Below are 23,169 nucleotides of genomic sequence, written 5' to 3' on the forward strand. Positions count from 1 at the left end.
ATGGAAAAGCTCAAATATTATTGGTTTTACCCTTTACCTTTCTTCATGATTTTTATCTCGTTGCTCATTGGGCCTACGCAAACCTTGAGTGCATGGGACTATTTGCGGTGGGGTGTGCAAGCAGTCTTTGGTACGCCATATTTTGATGCTGAACAATTTAGGCTGATGCAAAACATACTAGTCAATGTCAGATTACCCAGAATTTTACTGACCTTTATGGTGGGAGCTGCATTAGCAACAGCGGGTAACGGTTTACAGGCATTGTTTCGTAACCCTTTGGTTGACTCGTATGTACTTGGTATTTCTTCTGGTGCCGCGTTTGGTGCAGCTTTGGCACTTTCTCTAAGTTGGCTTTCACCAAATCTATCCGCCTTTATTTTTGGTGTTTGTGCTGTTGCTTTAACGTATTTATTTGCACATCAAAAACATGAAAGCCAGACGTCTTTAGTGATGGTAATTTTATCCGGCATGATTGTTTCGGGGCTGTTTTTGGCAGGACTTACAGTTATTCAATACTTAAGTGATCCATTTAAATTACAAGCCATTGTGCAATGGACGATGGGCAACTTACATCAGGCGTCTTGGCAAAAGGTTCAATACGCCGTGCTACCGATTTTTATTGGCCTTGTCGGATTATTTGCAATGCGTTGGCGCTTAAACTTAATGGCACTTGGTGCTGAAGAAGCGCAGGCGGTGGGGGTTAATCCACGTTGGGAGCAGCTTCTTTTAATTGTACTAGTGACTGTATGTACATCAACCTCTGTGGCTGCTGCTGGCATTATTAGTTTATATGGACTGTTTATGCCGCATATTGTGAGAATGTTGGTGGGGCCAGATCACCGCTACAGTATTCCAGCCAACATGGTGTTGGGCGGTAGTTTTCTACTCATGATTGATAACTTTTCTCGGGTTTTACTAACCTTTGAAATACCGATTGGCATTTTTACCATGCTACTAGGTGCGCCATTTTTCTTATTATTAATGAAAACACAGAGGACTCATTGGGCATGATTCAAATTGATCAGTTAAATTATGCCTATGGGCATAAACAGGTTCTTAAAAATATTCATCTGGAGTTTCCTGAAAATCAGTTTTCCGTCATTTTAGGACGTAATGGCTGCGGCAAATCGACACTTTTTAAGCTAATGGCGGGCTTAGAGTCCGTAAAAGATGGATTAATCCGTTACTCTGGAAAACCATTATCGGACTTTAAAGGTAAAGATCGGGCTGCATTACTCGGCTTTTTACCGCAGTTTCATAAAACCGTATTTCCATTTCTGGTTAAAGATGTAGTGATTACAGGACGTGCCGCTTTCAGCAGATATCGTCCTTCAAAGTCAGACTGGGAGCGTGTAGATCAAGCTTTGCTTGATTTAGACATCGAGCATTTGCGTGACTGTTCTTATACCGAGTTATCGGGTGGCGAAAGACAATTGGTTATGATTGCCCGCATTTTAGTGCAAGCACCGAAAGTCATTTTGCTCGATGAGCCAACCAATCATCTCGATGTTTATTACCAGTCTTATTTAATGAAAAAGTTGCGTCAGTTATCGCGGCAAAATTTTACGGTGATTGCGATTATGCATGATCCCAATTTAGCTTTTTTATTTGCAGACCATTTGTTTTTTATGCGCCAACACGAAGTGGTTAAGCCTGAGTCAAAAACACGAATAACTGATCCAAAGTTTTTAAAAAGTGTCTACGATGTTGAGTTCCATGAAGCTATGATTCAAGACAAAACGATTGTGATACCTGATCATTCTTGGCTATGAATATGTTGAATTATCAGTTAGTGGGCAAAGTAGACTATGAGTCTGCGGTAGAGTTTGCACTTTATACAAGACAGTTGTTATTCCCAGAAATCTATCATGGGCAAGTTCCCAAAGATTTACAAAATTTTGAGCAACATTATGTCCATGACCCATTGGGCTGCTTTATTACGGTAAAAGATCAAAACCGCATTATTGGCACCATTGCATATCGAGCTTATGACCATCGTTTTGATCTAAATTTGCCGTCCAATACGGCTGAAGTGGTTAAGTTATTTGTATTGCCTGAATACCGCCGTAATGGCATTGCAACTCAGCTATGCAACATGTTGTTTAGCCATGCAAAAAAGAATGGAATTGCCACTTTGTATTTGCACACTCATCCATTTTTACCTGCGGCTGAAGAGTTTTGGCGGTTACAAGGCTTTGAGGTTATTAAGCGAGAATGGATCGAGACGTATGACACCATTCACATGAGTAAATCTTTATAGTGTTTCATTCTGAGTATGAAATCTTTTTAGAAAATGGGTAGGCGGATAGCCCATAATTTTACTGAACATTGCTGTAAAAGCTGCCGAGTGTTCATAGCCCAAACTAAAAGCAATTTCAGTAATTGAGATATTTTCTTTTAACGCATTTAAAGCGTAGATGATGCAGACTCGATTACGCCAAGCTTGAAAGGACAAGCCAGTTTCAGACTTAAACCAGCGATGAAAAGTTCGTTCACTTTTATTGTGGTCATGTGCCCAATCTTTGGGGCTACTATGAATATCGGGACGCTCCATAAACTCAGCACATTGTTGAGATAGTAATGTGTTGTGAGGAAGAGGAATAAACAGAGGCAGGGCTGGTGCAACTTCTAACTCATATAACAATAAATCGATAAGAGCGCCGTCACGGCCTGCACGTTGGTAGTCAATAGGTAGCTGATTTGCTTGAATGAGCAGTTGATGTAACAAAGGCGAAACTTGAATAACCTCGCAATAGTTTGCTTGTCTTGGGGCATTACTCACTTCTATATACAAACTATAAGTACTGACTTTAGATAGCCATACCTGATGTGGTTTACCTGCAGGTATCCATACACCGCTGTATGGCAACACGAGCCATTGTCCATCTTCAGTTTCAACTTTCATGAGACCTTCGGGTGCATATAAGAACTGTGCACGGCGATGGCTATGTGTATCTAACAAGGTATCAGCAGGATAGTCTGACCCTAACGCTAGAACCGCTTGCGGTAGATGGTCTACATCGTTAATTGGAATATTACGCATATATTTTTGTCTGAAACAAATAAAAAAATGGCTTTTCTACGTTAGTTTGCCATAAGGCTATTTTATATCATGCCTCTATAAACGTGAGGAAGATGATGATGCTATATGAGCTATTTTTATTTGGACTACTTTCAGGCATAACCACTTGGTTATTTGGTTTTGGCGGCGGTTTTGTGGCTGTACCTTTGCTTTATACAGTCATTATTCAAAAGTGGGGCAATGAAAGCAGTGTCGGCATAAATGCCATGCAAATTGCAGTTGCCACCTCGGCATTTGTAATGTTGTGCTCGGCAAGTTTTGCAACCTTTCGACACTACCGGTCTGGACATATAGATTGGCAAAAAATCCGCTTTTTATGGGGTGGTATTGCACTTGGTGGAATTGTCGGTGCGGTCATGGCCTCATTCTTTAATGGCAGCTGGCTTCGCTGGATATTTATGGGTTATGTGTTCGTAACGATTATTGATTGTTATTACCGACCAGGGTTTATGGTGATATCAAGGCAAAAGCAACACTATGGTCAAAACAGTGAACTCATTAAAGGGGGAATTATTGGTTGGGTTGCAGCACTTTTAGGTGTTGGAGGAAGTGTAATGACGGTTCCTTTATTACGGCGGCGGGGTAGTTCTATGGTAGAGGCTGCGGCTATTGCAAACATTCTCACGCTGCCTTTGTCTTTAACTGCAACACTGACCTATTGTGTATTGTCACTTTGGCAATCTACATCCAACGGATTTATCGGCCTAATCTGGTTTGAAGCTGCTTTATTCTTGGTTGCAGGGACATGGATCGGGCTATATTTTTCAGAAAAATTTATTTCAAAACTACCTGATTTATGGCGGGCAAAGTTGTATCCGCTACTTTTAATAATAGTTCTACTCGTCATGCTTTTTGTAAATTAATTTTTTATTTCAATTAATTGAAGAATAATTTCTCTGAAATATCGAATCACTAAATGCTCTAAAACTGTAAATTTTATGTCTTAAAGGGCTTTGAAAAAAGTTTGAAAATTAGACTTGAAATATATAGTGGCCTTATGCCACTATATATTCATCGAAGGTCATCAGACAAAAAGAGGATGATATGGCTATCCAGCTTTTAGATGCGGCAAGAAATGAAATTCCAGTGAAATTCACGCAGTTTTCTGGTGGCGAGCGTCATGTTCAAATTGATGAGAAAACATTGAATTCACTATCTGGCAAGGTATTGATCCGTGCAAAGATGGCCTCAAGTCACGATGTGATGGACTATTTGTTACTTGAAAATATATTGCTGACTCAGGGTTTAACCATTGACCTAGAAGTTCCATATTTTCCATATGCACGTCAGGACCGTATTTGTGCAGTAGGCCAAGCGTTCTCGCTTGATGTGATGACCAAGTTACTCAACATCAATGCAGATAAAAAAGCGGGCAAACAAGGCAAGATCACTGTTTGGGACTGTCATAGTGAAGTAACGACAGCCTTACTCGCTGCCAATACTTCTTTTAGCGAAGTTGTAAACATCAGTTCAGTCGACATCATCGCAAAGAGTGTAGCGCTAAGCACATTGTTAAAAGATGAAAAAACAGTGCTGGTTTGCCCAGACAAAGGCGCGAAAGCACGTACACAAATGGTTGCAGATGCTTCTAATGGCGAGCGAAAACAACCCATCGCTATTGTTCAGTGTGATAAAAAACGTGACCCAGTGACTGGCAAAATTTTAGGTACACATGTACATGCAACGGATTTATCAGGCCTAACAGCGGTCATTACCGATGACATTTGTGATGGCGGTGCAACCTTTATTGGTATTGCTAAAGAACTCCGTCGCCTCAATTGCCATAAGGTCGTTCTATATGTGACCCACGGTATTTTTAGTAAAGGTATAGAGGTTTTTGATGGACTGCTAGATCAACTATTTACCTCAGACAGCTTTCCACAACAACCATCAGACAAAATTTCAGTAATTGCTTTTGCAGCAAAATAAAGAGAACAAAGATGACGATTAAACTTAATCCATTAAACGCTATCGATTTTTATAAAGCTGATCACAGACGTCAGTATCCAGCAGGTACGGAGTACGTGTATGCCAACTTTACGCCGCGTTCATCTCGACTCGCTAAAATGTTGCCTGACTTTGACGATAAAGTGGTGTTCTTTGGTCTTCAGGGTTTTATCAAACACTTTTTAATCGATACATGGAATGAAGGCTTTTTCAAACAACCTAAAGACAAAGTCGTGGCTACTTATAAACGCCGTATGGATAGTTCACTAGGTGAAGGTGCTGTACCAGTTGATCACATTGAAGCATTACACGACTTGGGTTATTTACCATTACGCATTAAAGCCTTGCCAGAAGGCAGCCGCGTCAATATGCGCGTACCTGTGCTCACCGTTATTAATACTGACCCACGTTTCTTTTGGTTAACTAACTATATCGAAACCGTGTTAAGTGCTGAGCTTTGGAAAAGCTGTACTACGGCCACAATTGCCTACGAATACAAACGTTTATTAACGCAATATGCTGTAAAAACTGGCGCACCACTCGATTTTGTACCTGTGCAAGGGCACGATTTTAGTAGCCGTGGTATGAGCGGAATTTATGATGCTGCACAATCAGGAGTAGGCCACTTAACCAGTTTTATTGGAACAGATTCGGTTGCTTCAATTGACTACGCAGAAGAATATTACAATGCCACAGGGGTGATTGGGGTATCTGTACCAGCGACCGAACATAGTGTGATGTGTATGGGTACAGAAAACAGTGAACTTGAAACATTTAAGCGTTTAATTTGTGAGCTTTATCCGTCGGGTGTTGTCAGTGTTGTATCTGACACTTGGGACTTTTGGCGAGTCATTACAGAATTTACAGTGGCTTTAAAACCTGAAATTCTGGCAAGACAACCGAATGCTTTAGGTTTGGCGAAATTGGTTTTCCGACCAGACTCTGGTGACCCAGTCAAAATTATTTGTGGTGACCTAGATGCTGAAGTCGGCAGCCCAGCCTACAAAGGTGCGGTTGAATGTTTATGGGAAGTGTTTGGCGGTACAACAACTGACCAAGGCTATAAAGTACTTAATGAACGTGTCGGTTTAATTTACGGCGACTCGATTACTCTAGAGCGTGCACAGCGTATTTTAGAAGGGTTAGAAGCCAAAGGTTTTGCTTCAAACAACTTGGTGTTTGGGATTGGCAGTTTTACCTATAACTACTTAACTCGCGATACTTTTGGATTTGCTGTGAAAGCGACTTGGGGACAAGTGAATGGTGTAGGCCGTGAGTTGTTTAAAGACCCAATTACTGACTCAGGTGTGAAAAAATCTGCGAAAGGTCTGTTACGCATCGAAGAAAGTGAAAATGGCTTTACCTTGTTTGATCAGCAAACAGCCGAGCAAGAACAAGGTGGAGCACTAAAAACCGTCTTTGAAAATGGTAAACTTCAATATGAGTGTACTTTGGATCAAATTCGTGAGCGTTTATCCATCGCATAACTGAGTTTAGTTGAGCCGTTGCGTGTGTATCGGCTCATCATTTTTATTGAGAGGCTGAACGTGACTATTCAAACTGAACAAGAATTCCTTGCCAGTTATGATCGCCGAGATTATGACGCACCTTTACTCACGGTCGATATGGCTATTTTCTCGGTATTTAATGGTCAGTTGCAGGTATTACTCATTAAGCGACCCAACTTTCCAGCCAAAGACCAATGGGCTTTACCCGGCGGTTTTGCCGATTTAACCCAGGACCAAGACTTGATGGCCACGGCTTATCGTAAGCTAGTGGAAAAAACAGGAATTAGTTCACCTTATTTGGAACAAGTTGCCTCTGTGGGTAATGCCAAACGTGACCCGCGTGGTTGGGCCGTAACCATTTTGTATTTTGCATTAATTGATTTTAATGCATATCAACATCAAGCATTAGCTGAATACAGCGAATGGGTGCCTGTAGCAAAAGCACAAGATTTCGCATTGGCGTTTGATCATAATGAATTGCTTAACTTGGCATTAGAGCGTTTAACCAATAAAACTCGCTATACCGCATTGCCAGCTAGTCTAATGCCCGAGTTATTTACACTGACCGAGCTACAAACTATTTATGAAATTATTCTTGGGCAATCTTTAGATAAAAAAGCATTCAGGCGCCGTATGATAGAAGCAGGCGCAGTTGAAGAAACTAGTCAAAGTAAAATTGTAGGCAAACGACCAGCTCAGCTTTACCGTTATGCACTCGATTCTTTTGATTTTATATTCCCACGTTCACTCGAATTACCCAGAAATAAAGAGAGTGAAGATAAGCAAAACAATGAGCTTTCTGACTAGCGCATCTTAATGCACTTTGATTTATAATGCCGCGCTTATGATTGATGTCATGTTTTGATAAGCACTTTGCCTATGTCACACGTTTCTCCCTGCTTCCAACAAAATCAGTTTTTTGTGTTGGTGGAATATCTCACTTCACTGCATGAAATTTATCCTGTGAAACATGAGTTTGCAGGATATCCGGCTGTAATGACATTGGCAGATCGCGTACATTCAGATCATGATATCGCGCCACTTGAAGCCAGCAAAAGTTACCCAGACTCAATTGATAAAGTCTTACACTTTTCAGGTAAGGCGCGAGACATACAAGACTTTGAGCAATTTTTAGAACAAGCTCAAGCAGCCAATATTCAAAACTTGTTATTGCTTACAGGTGATAAACTCAAAGAGCATCATAATGGTCGAGATGGGCAGCCTCGTAGCCGTTACCTAGAGTCGGTAAACGCCGTAATGGCTGCCAAGCAACACGGCGGGTTTCGCATTGGAGTTGCTTTTAACCCATTTAAATATGTCGAAGCTGAGCGTGATGCACAGTACTTAAAACTGCATAAGAAGATTAAAGCAGGTGCAGACTTTATCATTACCCAATTAGGCTATGACATTGAAGCCTTAAAACAAGCCAAATCATTTTTAACTAAGAACAATTATTCGCAGCAAATACTGGCTTGTGTAATGCCTCTAACTTTGGGCCGAGCCAATTTTATGGTGAAGCATAAAGTCGCGGGTATTGTGATTACTCCGCACATGTTAAAAGTCTTGGCAGATGAAAAACAGGCAGGGCATACAGACCGCGTTTATTTACGCTGTGCTTTGCAAATTTTGATATGTAAACACTTAGGATTTGCAGGAATTCATTTATCTGCTTGCCATAAGCCAGAAGAGCAAATGTTGCTTGAAAGCTACATCGAGCAATATAGACATTTGGAGCTTAATGCCTTAGAAGAGCTTTGGAATTCACTTTGGCAAGTCACGTCAGGCAAAGAGTTTTCGCCTGAAATTGCTCGGTTTTCGCGTCAGCCAACCTCTAAACAATTAATTAAATATCGCCAGCTACATGTTATGCATGAAGCAATGTTTGGATCAAAAATTGCCAAGGGGCTTGGACGCTTTATTTTTAAAGCATCTTTTTGGGAAAATTCCTTAGTCGCCAAGGTATTAATTAAAACAGAAGTGCTGAGTAAACATAGCTTAGTCGGTTGCGAAAGCTGTGGTCAGTGTCGCCTAAGCGATACTTTATATATTTGCCCTGAAACGTGTCCAAAAGGTTTAGCCAACGGCCCTTGTGGCGGTACAACTTTAGACCGCTGTGAATTTGGTGACCGTGAATGTATTCATTCAGTCAAAGCAAGACTAGCCAAAGCGGTTGAACAAACCGAAATATTAAAAGAGAAACTGATTCCAACTGTGCCTCTTGAAACTAGAGGAACCAGTTCTTGGAAAAACTGGTATTTAGCGACTTAGGCTTAAGTTTTGTATTAACCGTTGATTTGATCTTGCTAAAAAAATCAAATGATAGGCTAAAGCACGGCGATAATTTAAAAATAACAATTGTTTGCCTTAATTATGTCCAATCAAAACGGCTATCGAGGAGTATACTTAAAGCAAATCTTTTGCGTTAAAGGAAAGGCTGTCTCAATGAAAAAATTGGTTGCTGTACTTACTGTAATTGTTGTTTTAACTGGATGCGTTTACGACCCTGTTAATTACAACAAAATACACGACCAAGAGTTCCAAGATCACCTCAGGCAAAACGGTTAGTAATAAAAAGCCCACTCAATGAGTGGGTTTTCATTTGGAATAACTTTAGAAGAAATTTTTAAGGGTTTATATAAGTAAAAGATCACTTAAACCACTATTTTTAAAGGTTTGTTCGGCTTTTAAATAAAGAGTTTGAAATTATTTTTATCTGGAAAATATAAGTTATTTTAGTCATCAGGATGGCTTATTTATCAAAAATATCGTTTATTTGTTTTATGGATATTGTTATTTTTGAAAAATATAATATTTATAACTTATATATATTTTATATTTATAAGTATAACAACTTTGATTGTTAACTCATTTTTAAATTAAATATTGTTTTAATTAATAATACTTAATGATTACACAATAAAACTTATTCTTAATATTAGTGAAATAAATCACTCTATTCAAACATATGTCTCTATTTATTACTATTCTTGTAAATTGTTTATTAACAAATACTTATCTTTGTTTTTTGTGATTTTTTTAACCAAAAATCTCCAAAAATTAGAATTACATAATTTTCAAACATAGTTTATATAACTTGCTTTATTGACATAAATAGAAAAAATATCTGGCAAAGAGGTCAATGATATTTAATTCACTTAAGAACCATAATTTGCACCAAATTTTACGATGTCACGATTCATTGAATAAAACCAAGTGAAAAGTTACGTAAAAAAGAAATCAATAGTTTTATTGACTTAAATAAAAAATCGAATATTACAAATAAGCGGAATGAATATGGATAACGTAGCTCAGCTAGAAACTGATACTAATTTCCAAAGTCGAAAGAAAATAACTTGGGGTGTTTTTAGTGTCCTACTGCTATTTTTAGTTGCTGGCATATTATATTATTTTTTTATATATCGATTCTATCAATCTACGGATAATGCTTATGTGCAAGCCGATGTCACTTGGGTGATGCCAAAGATTTCAGGTGAAGTGATGGAGTTATTAATTAACGATAATCAGGTAGTAAAAAAAGGGGAAACTTTAGCAGTATTAGATCACCGCGATTATCAAGCTCGTTATGATCAAGCTCGTTCAGTAGTTAGCTTGAAAGAGGCTGCACTGGGTGTACAGCAACAAAATGAAAAGTCTGCCAAGTCTTCAATTATTGAAGCTAATAGTGGCGTAGTGGCAGCACAAGCTGATTTAACTCGTTTAAGAAAAGAGTTTGAGCGTTATCAAGATTTATTAAAAGATGGCGTGATTACCCGACAAAACTTTGAAGGGGTTCAGTCTCAATATTTAACGGCTCAAGCTCAACTCAGCAAAGCGCAAGCCGCCGTCAATGCCGCAGAAGCTCAGTTGGGGAGTTTACAAGCGAGTCGAGCGCAGCTTCTAGCAGATATTCAAAGTGCCAATGCAAACTTAAACCTGTATCAGGTTGATTTGGCTTCATCAAAGGTGGTCAGCCCTGTAAACGGTAAGATCGGTAGCCTTGCAATCCAGAAAGGTTCACGTGTTTCTCCGCAAACTCGCTTAATGGCGATCATTCCTGAAAATAGTTTGTATGTACAAGCGAACTTCAAAGAAACTCAAATTGAAAAAATGCATATTGGTCAGAAAGTTAAATTAAAACTTGATGCCTACCCAAGCCTGACCTATAGCGGAAAAATTGAAAGCTTTTCACCAGCTTCAGGCGCAACTTTTTCACTCATGCCACCAGACAATGCCACTGGAAACTTTAACAAGGTTGTTCAGCGTATTCCTGTGCGTATTGCCATAGATTCAAGCCCACATATTGATTTGATAAAACCTGGAATGTCGGTGAGTGCCACCGTTGACCTAAGAACTGAATAATAAAATTTTAGGTAATAACCAATGAATAAGCACCTTGAGGCCGAGTGGAGATTCCCAGCAAAAACTGCATGGGCAATTTTTGCTGCCATGATTTTTGGCAACTTCATGGCGATTCTTGATATTCAGATTGTGGCGAGTTCTCTAAACGAAGTTCAAGCTGGTATGAGTGCAAGTCGTTATGAAGTCACTTGGGTGCAAACGGTTTATTTAATTGCCGAGATTATTGCAATTCCCATGTCGAGTATTGTCTCGCGGGTACTTTCAACACGGGTGTATTACACCATATGTGCAATTGGTTTTACGGTGAGTTCTTTACTTTGTGCCTTGGCATGGAACTTAGAAAGTTTATTAGTGTTCCGTGGCATACAAGGTTTTATGGGCGGCGGCATGATTCCGACTTCCATGACTGCGTTGTACTTACTTTTCCCAGAACCAAAACGCTCATTGCCTTTGGTGATGTTTGGAATGATCAGTACCTTAGGGCCTGCGATTGGCCCAACCATTGGCGGTTGGCTCACTAATAATTTCTCATGGCACTGGATGTTCCTGATCAATATTATTCCGGGCATCATCATTGCTACGGTCATTTACTCAGGCCCTAATATCGACCGTGCCAACTACTCACTCATTAAAAGCATGGACTGGTTTAGCCTCGTTGGTATGGCGATGTTTTTAGGTGGACTTGAATATTTCCTTGATGAAGGTGCACGGCATGACTGGCTCGCAGACACAGGTGTTCGGATTGCGTTTATGATCTGCATTGTGGGCGGCATGATTTTCTTCTCTAGAAGTTTTACCCAGCCTAAGCCTTTGCTCGATTTGTCTGTATTTAAAAACAAAAACTTTACCTTAAGTGCCATCACCACTTTTGTGATTGGCATGGCGCTCTATGGCTTGGGTTACATGATTCCCGTGTTTCTTGGGCAAGTCCGTGAAATGAACAGTAGCCAAATTGGTCACGTCATGATGGTGACAGGTATTGTCATGTTCTGCTTTGCGCCGTTTCTTGCGTGGCTTATTCCCAATTTTGATACCCGAAAAACGGTATTTGTTGGAATGATTCTGGCTGGCTTTGGTGTTTGGCTTAATTCACACCTCAGCATTCATAGCGATTACGACTTTATGTTTTGGCCGCAAATTTACCGTGGTATTGGTCTCATGATCTGCCTGATTGTGGTGTCGCATTTAGCCATGAGTACTTTGCCGCTGAGTAAAGTGGCTGATGCCAGCGGTATTTATAACCTGATGCGTAATATTGGCGGCGCGGTTGGACTAGCTCTCATTAACTCATCTTTAGATTGGCTCACTGCGCTTCATGTCACCCAGATTAATCAGGGGATGACACCGCAAAACTGGATTTTTACAGAAAGACTCGACCAACTCACGGCGCAGTATCAAGAAGTCGGCTCAAATGCCCAGCAAATCGCGCTCAGTGTGATTTATCGCGACATTCATTTTCAAGCACTGACATCGAGTTTTAATGATCTATTACGCATGCTCGCAATCATTATGTTTGTGACCGCTTTTTTAACCATCTTTATGGATCGGGGGAAGAAAATGAATATGTAGATATTTAAAAATAAAGACAGCTTTCAAAGAATGAAAAACAATAGGGCATATCAAAACGTATCCCTTCATAGAAAAAGAACATTGATCTGAGTTTTCTAAAAATCGGTTGATGAGATCGGGGAACTCACAAATTAGAGGTGGAAGGTTAAAGGATTATGATTAATACAACGTATAAACTAATTTCAAAATTGAACCTGAAAAACACGACTTATGGTCAATATTTTGAAAAAGAGCAAATCGATACTGAGCGATTAAAAGTGATGTATTCCATTTACGAACAGTATTATGAAAATACCAGATTTTCTATTTTCGTAGATGATTTCCAAAATAAAAGCGGTGCGATCTTAATTTTTGATTCGGAAACAGATGAGATTGTGGGTTTCTCGACTGTGGTGGTACAGCACTTCTACTTAAACGGTAAAGACTACACCGTACTCTTTAGCGGTGATACGGTTATTTTGAAGAAGTTTTGGGGTACGCGTAGTCTGCAAAGTACCATGCTCAAACTTATGATTAAGCTTCGAATCAAATATCCATTTAACGAACTCTATTGGCTCCTCATTTCTAAGGGCTATAAGACCTATCTCTTACTTGCCAATAACTACTATGTCTATTACCCAAATATTAAAGACGAAAACCAGCATCTTTCCGAAGTCGTTGAGCACTACTGTGAAAAATTCTTTGGTGAATACTACGACCGCGAAGCGGGCCTTTTAAATTTTGGCGATGACTATCAACCATTAAAAGGCGAAGTTGCACCGATTACTGCCGAAATGAGAGAAAAGAACCCAAATATTCATTTCTTTGAGCAGAAAAATCCGACATGGAAAGCCGGTACAGAACTACCGTGTATTGGCCGTCTTGGTTGGAAAGACATAGCTCGTTTCCCTGTGAAACTAATGACTAAACCGACCAGTAAAGGAAAGTTTGAAGCATGCGTAACCCATAAAACAAAACGTAGAGAGGCCATCCAATGAAATCTAATGAATGGCTAACTCGTGGTTCGCATCTGATTTTAAAAAAATGGTGTGATGCATCTGACCGTAATTTTCAAAAACAATTTAATGCCTTAGAGACCACACAACGTCAAATTTTGCATTCGATATTACAGACTTCGACCTTTGCCCAAGATAAGAAAGTTCAAAACTATGAGCAGTTTGTAAAAGCTTTTCCAGCGACACGTTACGGTGCATGGCGAGAAGACATTCAGCGTTACCGTGAACAAAAGCTTTCACTGTCGAGCAGTAAACTGGTTCGTTTCCAGCCAACCAGTGGTTCGAGTGAGCAAATCAAGTTTATTCCATATACCAAACTTTTTTTAGATGAACTTGACCATGCGATTGCGCCGTGGATGGCAAGTTTATACCGTAAATGCCCACAGCTCAGCTCGGGTACACATTACTGGTCGGTGTCATGGTTACCTGAAAGTCAGCGTGAAGTTTTGAAAGACAAAAACCTAAATGATGACAGTGCATTACTGGGTGTAGGTAAGCGTATTTTGTCTAAGTTTACCCAAGCTGTTCCAAGTAATGTTGCCTTTGCAGCAAATGCTGACGATGCACTCTTTGCCACTATTTGTTATTTGGTCGCAAACCGTAATTTAGCCATGATTTCGGTATGGAGCCCAACGTTTGCGCTGCAATTGCTTGAGCGTTTGGAGTTGCTACAACAAGACGTGCTTGAGGTTTTACAAAGTGGTTCATGGGGTAACCGTCAGGCTTCATTAAAGGAAGTCACTGCACCGCGTAGCTCTGAAAGTGCTCAAGCCTTAATTGCAAGTTCAAACGGCACACAGATCGACTTTAAAAAGCTCTGGCCAAAGTTAAGTCTGGTGTCGAGTTGGGATACCGCAGGTTCAAAAGCTTGGGCCGAAAAATTAAAAGAGAAATTACCCAATGTTCAGTTTGAAGGTAAAGGACTATGGGCGACGGAAGGTGTAGTGACTATTCCCTACAACGACCAATACCCGCTGGCCTACCAAAGTCACTTCTATGAATTTGAATATTTAGAGGGTGAGAAACAAGGACAAATCATTCCGTCGTGGCAGCTTAAACAAGGGGATGTGGTCAGCCCGCTGATTACCTCGGGTAATGGCTTGCTTCGTTACTGTCTGGATGATTGCTTACGCGTCACTGGCTTTATAGAGCAAATTCCGTGTTTTGAGTTCCAAGGCCGCCGTTTTGGGGTCGATCTGGTAGGTGAAAAACTTGCACCTGAAACAGCTCAACAGTTGTTGTCTCAATTAAATGAAACCGAATCGAAAGCGATTTCTTTACTGGCGATTGATACGCAGCAACAGGTTAAACCATTTTATTGCGTGCTTTTTGAAGGTGAAATTCACGACAGCATTAGTAATGAATATATCGACAGTATTTTGCGTCAAAACTTCCACTATGAACTTGCACGAAACTTAGGGCAGCTCGACCAGCCACAAATTCGCCAAGCCAATAATGGCTGGAATGCGTACAAGAAACTAGTCATGTTGGATGGCATTATCGAAGGCAATATCAAGCCTGAGCCACTTAAAAAAGTCACCCTCAATAGTTTGGAACAACTATGAAAGGGATGAAGCCATTTAATACTCGGTTTTTAACACTTCGACACGCCTTGTATTTAGGCGTGTTGGTTGTGTCGAACACACACGCCATGACTTTAGATGAGGCTTTGTCAGCTAGTTTAAGGCATGAAAGCCAGCTTGAAGTCAGCCGTTTAAGTGTGAACCAGTCCACCGCTATGCTTGAACAGGCTAAACAGCGTGATGGACTCAAAGTTAATTTAGTCGGGCAACTGGATTATGAAAGAATAAATACGCCTTCACACGTCTTGTTTCCAACCGAAGGAAACCGTAAAGGCCGAAGTTTGCAATTGCAGGCAGATTATCCGATTTATACGTCTGGACGACACCGTTTAGGAATTGATGTTGCCGAAAGTCAGCTTTCTGCACAAAACCAAGGTTTATCAGATCAAAGATCGGAAACCATTTTAAATACTGTGATGGTCTATACCGATGTATTAAAGAAGAAAGCCATTTTAGAGCTTAGACAAAAGACTATGGCAAACCTGCAACGGTCTTTATATGAGTCAAAGCGCCGTTTTGATGTAGGAATGATTACCCGTGCAGACTTGGCTCAGGTTTTGGCGCAAGTTGCTCAAGGCCAAGCCGATATCACACAGGCCCAATCTAACTTAACCGTAAGTGAGGCACAGTTTTATCAAGTAACGGGTACAACACCTGACAACCTTGTTGCCATTAAACAGCTACCCGCTATTCCCGCGAGCTTGGATGAAATCTTGGCGCAAACCAAAAACCATCCAGCTTTAATGCGTAGCAAATACGAAAAGCAGGCCGCAGAAAAGCAATATGCTCTCACTAAACGGGAACTGTGGCCAACGGTTATGCTCACCAGTCGTGCCGGAAAGCAAGATGAAGCGAGCTATATTGGCTCTGAAAGTAATAACTATATGGTTGGGGTGCAGTTGAATGTACCGCTCTATGACGACGGCTTAAATCGCGCTAACGTCAAAAAAGCACAGGCCGATATTGATTTGGCTCACCAGAAAATACGAAGTCTTGAACTAGACTTAAATAAGCGTACCCGTACAACCTATGCGCAGCTTCAAACCATTCGACAAAATAAAGAAGCACTGGCAAATGCCATTGAGGCCGCGTCTATTGCCTTTGTCTACACACGTAAAGAGTTTGATGTGGGCACCAAAACGACATTTGATTTGCTCAATACCGAGCAAAAGCTACTCGATGTACAAACCCAAAAAACCGTGAATGACCAAGACGAAGTGGTGTTTGTCTATCAGCTACTCGACCAAATGGGCCGTTTAAATAACTTGGTTCCTACACAGGCCGTACAACAGGTGAATAATGAATAAAACAAATCCACCACTTACTGACAATACGCTGATTACCCGTGAAGCAACTTTGGCTGATGATCAGGCTTTAAGAGACTTAATCGCCGTACCCATGACCACCAAAGGCATACAAATTAGCTTTCAGCGCGAACCGAGTTATTTTAGAGCGTCTGACATTGTCTATCGGCATAAACTGCATGTTGTAATTGAAGATACTGAAAGCCAAAAGAATGTCGCTTGTTATAGCAATGGTTACCGTCCGTGTTATGTCGATCGGAACATTCAAAACTTACGCTATGCGGGTGATTTACGTGTAGATCATAGTTATCGGGGTAAATCACTGGTGAAGGTATTAGCCAAGCATGTAAAACAGACCATGCACGCACCGAACTTTAGCCAAATGATTATTTTTGATGATAACCATGCCGCACGCGCTGCCATCCAAACGGGCAAAACGGGAATGCCTGATTATTATGACGAAGGGCTTATAGAGACATTAAGCCTGACCAGTACTGGCGCAAAACGGAAAATCACGGCTTTTTTAAAGCAAGTTGATAAACAGAGTGATATTCAAGAGATCCGTACATGTGTTGCTGAAGCTCAGCATGTAGAAGCCATGAACCAGTTTATTGCCGATATGGCAGAGTTTTATAACTTTATTCCTGCCTATAACTTTGAAGAACTTGCCCAAGGACATCAGTATTTTTCAGGCATAAAACTCTCAGACTTTTCACTTTACTTTAAAGATGAAAAGCTGGTGGGTATGTTTGGTTTGTGGGATCAGCATAGTATTAAGCAAACTAAGATTCTAAATTATAGCTCGGCCATAGCTGTGCTTAGACCCGTTTATAACTTGTTGACTCCAATTACTAAGGGCATGCGTTTGCCTAAACTCGGTGATTCTATTCAGTACCATGTGTTACATACGCTTATGTGCCATCCCGAAGATTTGGCTTTGCATCATAAAATGCTCGAAGATGCATATCACAAGTCAAAACAGCAGGGCGTTGGTGTGGTCAGCTTTACGCTTTCACATAAAGACCCGCGCTATCAGCTAAACCAGTTTTATAAAGGTGAGCGTTTAACGGGAATGCATGGTTTTATTAGTTATGAAGGCGATCCACGACCAAATTTTGATAAAAACCTGATTCCATACTTAGAAGTTGGGCGTATTTAACCCTTAGATAATTTCGCCGTAGATCATTAATGCGCAAAAATTTGCTCAATTCTTAGGAATGTTAAATAGGATTGAGCAAATATATGTGCAAAATGGTGAATGTCAGCTAGAGCAAGAGTCTTTTCTCATGGTGATTTTGATTAAGTTACAAAATCAAGATAAAACGTTTTGGATTTAATGAACCTAGTGAATTTGACCCTTTAGCCCAACCTATCTTGCGCCGTTGAAACAATTAGCATGGTTTGAAGATAATAATCTACACGTGAGTGATTATTGTCCTTATGTGAGTTATGCGCATTAAAGGCTGCATCATGAAGTTTTACAACTCGAGCGATTGGATTCAAGCTACAACGAATTAAATATTCTTCGCGTGTTTCAGTTTCCCGTTTAGTTAATGCATCAACGGCATCGCGGACTTCTTTTCCGAATAAACTTTCGATTTTGTCTAGGGTAAGAGGTGTGTCTTCAACGCTATCGTGTAGAAGAGCAGTAATAATATAGACTTCTGAAAATTGGTGCTCAATTAATGAATTGACCACACCTTTAATATGGTACTCAAAGTAATCATGAGGGCCATACTTTTGACCTTGATGCGATTCTTTTGATAATTTCTCTGCGAGTTCAACTTTATTTTGAGTCATTTTTTGCTCTTATCACTTTAAGTATATGACGCGGCCTAATTTGTGAGATAGGTCGCTTAGGTCATAATTTTATACTGGATAGCGACTCTTAAAAACATCTCTTAATAACAGTAGTGTCTCTTTTTATTTATTCATTTTTAGTTGAAATAGGACAATTCAGACTTTAAGTTTTTGAAATTTTAAACTTTAACTTAATGATATAAGGGTAGATTAAAAATATTACTTAAGAATTTCCTTAATTATGTAATTAAATGAAAAACAATAATTATTTAAATATTTTCTAGCCAATTTCACATTGACACTTCAAATATTGGAGATTACCATTTGCGGGCTGGCCTACATCGCCAGTCGGTTTTAGCAGACCGTTTTAAGACCGCATCAGGATTATTTCTTCTGAGGAATAGTTTTGTGCGTGCACATCTCGTTCCCTCCCGTAGCGGTAGGACGGGAGTGGGACACCTACGGGTGTGCTGGATGTCTTAACCAGTCTGCTAACCCACTTCCGTTCTGCCACCATAATTCTAATGTCTTGGCAGAACTCCATAAATAAGGAGTTGGCTTTGCACATCCATTATTTCTTGGCAGTCATTGCCAAAAGCTATAACAACACAGCTTAAAACATTTAAGCAGCTTGATCGCCGTAAGGCTTATTCAGGCTTTAGCTCGTTATTACTTAAAACTTAGACAATTAAAACTTGAGATGTGCTGCGCACAGTCTTTACGGCTTTGCTATGCCTTTTTTTCTCTCAAAAGGCCGCAGTTTTTACATCTCATTTATATACAACAATAATTTTTATAACGGTAAAAATATGCCAAAAATAGTTCTCCCAACACGTGCAGTACAAGTCGTAAATAAATCTATTGAGTTATTTCACTACAACGGATTTCATCTGGTCGGCATCGACAGGCTTGTGAAAGAGTGTGAAGTAACCAAAGCGACTTTTTATAACTACTTTCACTCAAAAGAACGGTTGATTGAAATCTGCCTGATTGTGCAAAAAGAGCGCCTAAAAGAAAAAGTGGTTTCAGTGGTTGAATATGACCACGGCACAAGTGCAATGGATAAACTCAAAAAGCTCTATCTTTTACATGCAGATCTAGACGGGCTGTACTACTTATTATTTAAAGCCATTTTTGAAACAAAACTGACTCATCCCAAAGCGTACATAACCGCCGTGCGATATAGAACATGGCTCACCAATGAAATCTATAGCCTGCTTAGAACACTTAACAGTGATGCTTCCTTTGCCAATGCCAAACTATTTTTATATATGATCGAAGGCGCCATTATTCAGCGTTTAAGTTTGGGTGAGGTTGATGGGAGGATGGTTGAGGTGTTTTTGAGGGGGATGGGGTGAGGGTATTTAGGTAATTAAGATTTATGCTGTAGAGCAGTTTTAGATATTTTTGATAAAACACTGTATAAAACTTAAAACAGTAGATAGATTAATTTCTCTGATTATCAAGTCTTACTTAAGTGGCCAAATAATACAGTAACTTATGGTGAAAAAGATACCCCACAAATGTCCCAATTTGAGGTATATTAAAGATATATAAATTTATTGTCGATGGTTAAAATAAGTGGGTAACGAGTTAAATTTTTTATCAATTAAACAAGCTAAAGACTTGTTGAGTCAGATTTTAAATACCGAAATCGATGATAAAGAGTTTTTTACTTACTGCTTTGAAAATAGTATTCCTATTGTCAAGAAAGCATTGACAGAGTTTTCTGTAATTAAAGGATTTGAAATAACTCAATTTGAAGCAGATGAATTTTATCGATTAACAGATTATGAAAGACCTTCTGATCCCAAAGAGCCCGAATGTATTTATCAGAATTGTAATTTTAGTGAACGGGTAGAGCGGATAAGGTCTCGCATTTATTACAAAATGCGAAAAGAAGAATATAAACTTAAAAAAGAAAAAATATTTAATGAGTTGAAGTATTCACAATATACTCATGAAGAGAAAGTAAAAATTGTCGAAAAAGAAATCAGAACTTATATAGATATGAAAGATCATATAGAAGATATGATGAATACAGATAGTGAATATCTTGATCTCATCAGTAAAAAGGAAGAATTAAATAGATTAAATATGATAAAAGAGTCTATTCTAGTTAAACATATTAATGGAAAAAATTATGCATTTTCTGATAAAAAAATTAAAATATTTTCAAGCGGAATTTATAAGTTTCTAGATGAGGATTTGACCTCTGATTATGAAATTTTATGTAAAATCCAAGGTGATTTTGGCCTATCAATACCTAATAAAATATTAAATTTTTTAGTTGATGATGATGGAATTTATCTAAAATATGGAAAAAAGAGAAATGAAATATTTAATACGGATCCTTCGTTAATTGAGGGAATTTTACATGAAGGTTTCTTAAGAAAAGATATAGAAAATAAAGTTAATATTAATAAAAATAATGTGCGGAAAAGTTCAGACAATCATATAGAACAAATCGAAAATAAATATTTATGTATTATTGGTGCTCTTTTAGAAGAAAGGAAAAGAGCAGTAGGAGGAAAGAGAGTTCAATCTTTAGTAGCTCAGAATATTGAAGATATGACGAAAAATACTGATGCAATGTTATCAAAAAGTACCCTGGAAAAAATTTTCTCATCCGCAAATAAAATATTTAAACCTTTTAATAACAATGAAATAGATAAATAATTTTTGCATAAATATAATTGTTTTTTGCAAATGAAATGAACTATATGTCTAAAAAAGTGAAACTAGCCTCATCCCCATGATGAGGCTTTTTTATGAGTATTACAGTTTTAAAAAATGATTCATTAATAAATTACTTTTCTGATGACGCGGTAGCAACAGGACAAATTCAACCGACCGATCCAATGCAATTACTAGCAGATCCAAATATTTTACGTAATGCTTTACTGACCTATTCAGAAAAAGTGATTGAACTAGAATATAAAGTTGAAGTTATGCAACCTACAGTGGAAGCATTTGACCGTATTGCTACTGCGGAGGGTAGTATGTGCCTAACTGATGCTGCTAAAGCTCTACAACAAGAACCGCAAAAATTTAATAAGTGGCTTCACATGAATAGCTGGATTTACAAACGTCATGGCAGCAAACATTGGGTTGCTTATCAAGAGAAAATTAAAGCGGGATATTTAGAACATAAAGTAAAGGTTATCCAGCTGCCCGATGGGACGATTAAAATCACGGAGCAGGTGAGAGTAACACCAAAGGGATTAACCAAGCTTTCAAAGCTTCTAGGAAACAACAATACATAATTTAGGCAATAAAAAAGCCCTGAATATTCGGGGCTTTTCATTTAAATTTTACTTTAATGATTCTGGTACATAATTTGGTGAATCAGTACCATAAAATGATTCAACATCTGCATCATATAAAGATTTATATCTATCTTTTGATGCGACATCCTTAGTTTCCTCAATAAATTTCTGTATTTTAGCTTTATAGTCAGTGTGACCAGCTTTATACATTTCAGTTAAATATACAAATTCGGCATCTCGGTACTGAGGGTCATTTTTGCTAGTCGATTTACTCAATTCGGTTTGTATGAGTTGGGCAGAAGCTTCGTGACACTGTTGAATTTTTGCTTTGGCTTCATTTAATTTTTCAAGCAATGTACATCTAAACATTATCCGCTGAGGCAAGGGTTTCTCTTTGATCTGTTGCTCATTTAACTCATAAGCCTCTTTGTACATACCAGACAGCATATAAATATTCATCAATGCCATTTCTCTTTGTTTTTTGGCAGTAACTTTCTTAATTTCAGGTATTAAAGGTGCTAAAGATTGTTTTATCTTTTCATCTTCACCAGAAGTCACAACTTCATTTGTGATTGTTTCATATCTATCTAAAATCGCTTTATCACTTGCTGATAATTCCGTTTTTACGTTTTGAGAACTGCTTTTCGCAGTAGTATCTACCTTTGTTTGTTCATTTGATGCCTTGCTACAAGCAGTAACTCCAAATACAGAAATGAGAACAATAGTACTGATTAATTTTCTATTCATGATTTACGTCTTGATGCTGAATTTAAAGTAAAAGAGAAGCGAGTGTGAGGTGGGTTTGGTCGAACAGTACCGCCATCAAATTTTGCGGTGTAACCCATAGTTAAAGTTGCTTCTATAGTTGATAAATCAGGTTTAGGTAGAGTTACCTTACACTGACCTACAGGCTCCTTAGAGTTTTCTGTTGACCAAACGCCTTTTCCCTTTTCCAAACGTGTTTTTCCTAAACTCTGATTGTTATGTACAAGATCAAGTGTTGCGTATGGAAAAATTGTAGCATCACCGCTTAATGTTGGAGGAAGCATAGAAACTGTCACGAAAAGTTCTTGCCCTTTTAGAATATAAGTAACTATGAAAGTACATACACCTGAAACAGCCTGACTAATTGCCCCAAAAATATTTTTCTTATCTTCATCGTACGGGAAAATACCATTTGTAAATTTTACATATTTCGTTGTGTTTTGCTCGATGTAGTAGTTCTCATATTCATCTTTTACTAAGCTGTTTGTGATTGGCTGTTTTTGTGCCATTGGAGCGGACGAGGATTTTGCAGCTGATGATGACGCTCCACCGCCATTATCCTGAACAACTAAGTTTTGCTTAGGCAGTAATTTGCAACCGCATGAAAGTGAATCATTTACTCGAGCAGCAGCTTTCCCAAAGATTTGCATGCATGGATCGCCTGAGACAATTGTCGCAACGACTTTATGAGTTGGGCATGTAGCTTTATCACCGACACAGGCAACGGCAATACCGTCAATAAGGAACATACTGTTCCCCGAAATTACTTGGCCACCACCTGAAGTTGGGCAGCCTATTGTTATATATGGTGTTGCCAAATCTATTCCTTCTTATTTTCATGAAGTAGTGGAATGATAGCAAAGAGGGGTAGACAGTGCTGTATAGTTTTATTTAAGCAACTTCATGAAGATAGACGGTAAAAATGAAGTCATTTTTACATTCAAAGTCTTTTCAAATAAATATTCAGTTAAAAATTTCTAGCTGAGAG

The 23,169-nt window shown here is 38.9% G+C and carries 22 protein-coding genes; 18 read left to right on the forward strand and 4 right to left on the reverse strand.

What is annotated here, in order from left to right:
* Genes MKX14_RS04265 through MKX14_RS04275 form a run of 3 tightly spaced genes read left to right on the forward strand, consistent with a single transcriptional unit; the run spans position 1 to position 2,260 of the window.
* A complete protein-coding gene (locus tag MKX14_RS04265; protein WP_240281850.1) occupies positions 1-1,011 on the forward strand; it encodes a FecCD family ABC transporter permease in 1,011 nt (336 codons plus the stop codon).
* Complete coding sequence (locus MKX14_RS04270; RefSeq protein ID WP_240281851.1) at positions 1,008-1,772, forward strand: ABC transporter ATP-binding protein; 765 nt, start codon at positions 1,008-1,010, stop codon at positions 1,770-1,772. The genes MKX14_RS04265 and MKX14_RS04270 overlap by 4 nt, the downstream gene beginning before the upstream one ends.
* The gene (locus tag MKX14_RS04275; RefSeq protein WP_240281852.1) at positions 1,769-2,260 is read left to right on the forward strand and encodes a GNAT family N-acetyltransferase; all 492 of its coding nucleotides are present in this window, start codon (positions 1,769-1,771) and stop codon (positions 2,258-2,260) included. The genes MKX14_RS04270 and MKX14_RS04275 overlap by 4 nt, the downstream gene beginning before the upstream one ends.
* On the opposite strand, the gene MKX14_RS04280 is transcribed toward MKX14_RS04275, so the two are convergent.
* Entirely contained in the window at positions 2,255-3,043 is a 789-nt protein-coding gene (locus tag MKX14_RS04280; protein WP_240281853.1) for an AraC family transcriptional regulator, read from the reverse strand. The two genes, MKX14_RS04275 and MKX14_RS04280, sit on opposite strands and share 6 nt — an antisense overlap.
* A gap of 98 nt (positions 3,044-3,141) precedes the next feature.
* Here MKX14_RS04280 and MKX14_RS04285 point away from each other — a divergent pair, with 98 nt between their 5' ends.
* The 12 genes from MKX14_RS04285 (at position 3,142) to MKX14_RS04335 (ending at position 17,506) form a co-directional block, all read left to right on the forward strand.
* Complete coding sequence (locus MKX14_RS04285; RefSeq protein WP_240282021.1) at positions 3,142-3,945, forward strand: sulfite exporter TauE/SafE family protein; 804 nt, start codon at positions 3,142-3,144, stop codon at positions 3,943-3,945.
* Positions 3,946-4,126: 181 nt separating this feature from the next.
* Positions 4,127-5,011, forward strand: coding sequence for a phosphoribosyltransferase family protein (locus MKX14_RS04290; protein ID WP_240281854.1), 885 nt, complete (start codon positions 4,127-4,129; stop codon positions 5,009-5,011).
* An 11-nt stretch (positions 5,012-5,022) separates the two neighbouring features.
* Positions 5,023-6,516 (forward strand): nicotinate phosphoribosyltransferase, encoded by a 1,494-nt coding sequence (locus tag MKX14_RS04295; protein ID WP_240281855.1) that lies wholly within the window; start codon positions 5,023-5,025, stop codon positions 6,514-6,516.
* A gap of 60 nt (positions 6,517-6,576) precedes the next feature.
* Entirely contained in the window at positions 6,577-7,344 is a 768-nt protein-coding gene (ntrR, locus tag MKX14_RS04300; protein WP_240281856.1) for an ADPR responsive transcriptional repressor NtrR, read from the forward strand.
* Positions 7,345-7,416: 72 nt separating this feature from the next.
* Entirely contained in the window at positions 7,417-8,805 is a 1,389-nt protein-coding gene (locus tag MKX14_RS04305) for a methylenetetrahydrofolate reductase C-terminal domain-containing protein (protein WP_240281857.1), read from the forward strand.
* 174 nt (positions 8,806-8,979) lie between these two features.
* Positions 8,980-9,102 (forward strand): hypothetical protein, encoded by a 123-nt coding sequence (locus MKX14_RS18235; protein ID WP_000737387.1) that lies wholly within the window; start codon positions 8,980-8,982, stop codon positions 9,100-9,102.
* A gap of 729 nt (positions 9,103-9,831) precedes the next feature.
* Entirely contained in the window at positions 9,832-10,896 is a 1,065-nt protein-coding gene (locus MKX14_RS04310; protein ID WP_240281858.1) for an HlyD family secretion protein, read from the forward strand.
* Positions 10,897-10,917: 21 nt separating this feature from the next.
* Positions 10,918-12,465: a DHA2 family efflux MFS transporter permease subunit gene (gene emrY, locus MKX14_RS04315; protein ID WP_240281859.1), complete on the forward strand. Its 1,548-nt coding sequence runs from the start codon at positions 10,918-10,920 to the stop codon at positions 12,463-12,465.
* A gap of 188 nt (positions 12,466-12,653) precedes the next feature.
* Entirely contained in the window at positions 12,654-13,442 is a 789-nt protein-coding gene (locus MKX14_RS04320; protein WP_170248859.1) for a hypothetical protein, read from the forward strand.
* Positions 13,439-15,025: a GH3 family domain-containing protein gene (locus MKX14_RS04325; RefSeq protein ID WP_240281860.1), complete on the forward strand. Its 1,587-nt coding sequence runs from the start codon at positions 13,439-13,441 to the stop codon at positions 15,023-15,025. The genes MKX14_RS04320 and MKX14_RS04325 overlap by 4 nt, the downstream gene beginning before the upstream one ends.
* On the forward strand, positions 15,022-16,350 hold the full coding sequence (gene tolC / locus MKX14_RS04330; RefSeq protein WP_240281861.1) for a TolC family protein: 1,329 nt from the start codon (positions 15,022-15,024) through the stop codon (positions 16,348-16,350). Before MKX14_RS04325 ends, tolC begins: the two co-directional genes overlap by 4 nt.
* Positions 16,343-17,506, forward strand: a complete 1,164-nt coding sequence (locus MKX14_RS04335) for a hypothetical protein (protein ID WP_240281862.1) — start codon at positions 16,343-16,345, stop codon at positions 17,504-17,506. The genes tolC and MKX14_RS04335 overlap by 8 nt, the downstream gene beginning before the upstream one ends.
* 200 nt (positions 17,507-17,706) lie before the next feature.
* Here the strand turns inward: MKX14_RS04335 and MKX14_RS04340 are convergent, their stop codons facing one another.
* Positions 17,707-18,147 carry an HD domain-containing protein gene (locus MKX14_RS04340; RefSeq protein WP_108010593.1) on the reverse strand — a complete coding sequence of 147 codons (441 nt, stop codon included), beginning with the start codon at positions 18,145-18,147 and terminating at the stop codon, positions 17,707-17,709.
* Between the two features lie 809 nt (positions 18,148-18,956).
* On the opposite strand from MKX14_RS04340, the gene MKX14_RS04345 reads away from it, so the two are divergent.
* From MKX14_RS04345 to MKX14_RS04355, 3 genes are all read left to right on the forward strand, one after another.
* The gene (locus MKX14_RS04345) at positions 18,957-19,505 is read left to right on the forward strand and encodes a TetR/AcrR family transcriptional regulator (protein ID WP_240281863.1); all 549 of its coding nucleotides are present in this window, start codon (positions 18,957-18,959) and stop codon (positions 19,503-19,505) included.
* A gap of 223 nt (positions 19,506-19,728) precedes the next feature.
* On the forward strand, positions 19,729-20,826 hold the full coding sequence (locus tag MKX14_RS04350; protein WP_240281864.1) for a hypothetical protein: 1,098 nt from the start codon (positions 19,729-19,731) through the stop codon (positions 20,824-20,826).
* 92 nt (positions 20,827-20,918) lie between these two features.
* Positions 20,919-21,413 carry a phage antirepressor KilAC domain-containing protein gene (locus MKX14_RS04355; protein WP_240281865.1) on the forward strand — a complete coding sequence of 165 codons (495 nt, stop codon included), beginning with the start codon at positions 20,919-20,921 and terminating at the stop codon, positions 21,411-21,413.
* A 48-nt stretch (positions 21,414-21,461) separates the two neighbouring features.
* Here the strand turns inward: MKX14_RS04355 and MKX14_RS04360 are convergent, their stop codons facing one another.
* On the reverse strand, positions 21,462-22,163 hold the full coding sequence (locus MKX14_RS04360; protein ID WP_240281866.1) for a hypothetical protein: 702 nt from the start codon (positions 22,161-22,163) through the stop codon (positions 21,462-21,464).
* The gene (locus MKX14_RS04365) at positions 22,160-22,999 is read right to left on the reverse strand and encodes a PAAR domain-containing protein (protein WP_240281867.1); all 840 of its coding nucleotides are present in this window, start codon (positions 22,997-22,999) and stop codon (positions 22,160-22,162) included. Before MKX14_RS04365 ends, MKX14_RS04360 begins: the two co-directional genes overlap by 4 nt.
* Positions 23,000-23,169: the final 170 nt, after the last annotated feature.

It is taken from the genome of Acinetobacter pittii (assembly GCF_022449185.1).
GTDB lineage: Bacteria > Pseudomonadota > Gammaproteobacteria > Pseudomonadales > Moraxellaceae > Acinetobacter > Acinetobacter pittii_I.

Bases quoted from the DNA above. Each gene is read 5' to 3' on its own strand.
- MKX14_RS04295 (WP_240281855.1), top strand. From the start codon at position 5,023: ATGACGATTAAACTTAATCCATTAAACGCTATCGATTTTTATAAAGCT.
- tolC (WP_240281861.1), top strand. From the start codon at position 15,022: ATGAAAGGGATGAAGCCATTTAATACTCGGTTTTTAACACTTCGACAC.
- MKX14_RS04275 (WP_240281852.1), top strand. From the start codon at position 1,769: ATGAATATGTTGAATTATCAGTTAGTGGGCAAAGTAGACTATGAGTCT.
- MKX14_RS04265 (WP_240281850.1), top strand. From the start codon at position 1: ATGGAAAAGCTCAAATATTATTGGTTTTACCCTTTACCTTTCTTCATG.
- MKX14_RS04310 (WP_240281858.1), top strand. From the start codon at position 9,832: ATGGATAACGTAGCTCAGCTAGAAACTGATACTAATTTCCAAAGTCGA.
- MKX14_RS04360 (WP_240281866.1), bottom strand. From the start codon at position 22,163: ATGAATAGAAAATTAATCAGTACTATTGTTCTCATTTCTGTATTTGGA.
- MKX14_RS04270 (WP_240281851.1), top strand. From the start codon at position 1,008: ATGATTCAAATTGATCAGTTAAATTATGCCTATGGGCATAAACAGGTT.
- MKX14_RS18235 (WP_000737387.1), top strand. From the start codon at position 8,980: ATGAAAAAATTGGTTGCTGTACTTACTGTAATTGTTGTTTTAACTGGA.
- emrY (WP_240281859.1), top strand. From the start codon at position 10,918: ATGAATAAGCACCTTGAGGCCGAGTGGAGATTCCCAGCAAAAACTGCA.
- MKX14_RS04340 (WP_108010593.1), bottom strand. From the start codon at position 18,147: ATGACTCAAAATAAAGTTGAACTCGCAGAGAAATTATCAAAAGAATCG.
- MKX14_RS04285 (WP_240282021.1), top strand. From the start codon at position 3,142: ATGCTATATGAGCTATTTTTATTTGGACTACTTTCAGGCATAACCACT.
- MKX14_RS04345 (WP_240281863.1), top strand. From the start codon at position 18,957: ATGCCAAAAATAGTTCTCCCAACACGTGCAGTACAAGTCGTAAATAAA.
- MKX14_RS04290 (WP_240281854.1), top strand. From the start codon at position 4,127: ATGGCTATCCAGCTTTTAGATGCGGCAAGAAATGAAATTCCAGTGAAA.
- MKX14_RS04335 (WP_240281862.1), top strand. From the start codon at position 16,343: ATGAATAAAACAAATCCACCACTTACTGACAATACGCTGATTACCCGT.
- MKX14_RS04280 (WP_240281853.1), bottom strand. From the start codon at position 3,043: ATGCGTAATATTCCAATTAACGATGTAGACCATCTACCGCAAGCGGTT.
- MKX14_RS04325 (WP_240281860.1), top strand. From the start codon at position 13,439: ATGAAATCTAATGAATGGCTAACTCGTGGTTCGCATCTGATTTTAAAA.
- MKX14_RS04305 (WP_240281857.1), top strand. From the start codon at position 7,417: ATGTCACACGTTTCTCCCTGCTTCCAACAAAATCAGTTTTTTGTGTTG.
- MKX14_RS04355 (WP_240281865.1), top strand. From the start codon at position 20,919: ATGAGTATTACAGTTTTAAAAAATGATTCATTAATAAATTACTTTTCT.